At 46.8% G+C, this 263-nt stretch carries 1 protein-coding gene; it reads right to left on the bottom strand.

Features of this window, described 5'->3' with window-relative positions; all coding sequences use genetic code 11:
• The coding region (locus ACYP03_RS26615) for a type 1 glutamine amidotransferase family protein (RefSeq protein WP_459782757.1) at positions 1 to 227 on the bottom strand (227 nt) is incomplete at its 3' end.
• Positions 228 to 263 lie beyond the last annotated feature (36 nt).

Raw genomic sequence — 263 nt, 5'->3', positions numbered from 1 at the left:
ATGACAAAATCGAATTGTCCTGACGCTTTCAAAGTCAGATCCGGTTGTAGCCGCAGCCCGGATTTGACCGCTGGCGGTGAAAGACTCTCAGCAACAACCGAAATAGAAACGGGTTTTGACCTCTGATCCTGCTTGGGTCTCAGACTGGCAGCACTGCTCAGCATCTCTGCAGCAAGAGAAATACCTGTGATTAATGCACGTGGATAAAGGACAAAGGCAATCTTCATAGTCAGTGCTCTGTTTTAAACGTCATTGAGATCTAA

This window comes from Photobacterium sp. R1 (assembly GCF_054600795.1).
The sequence above is the reverse complement of the archived record's forward strand: the minus strand, read 5'-3'. Positions and strand labels throughout refer to the sequence as shown.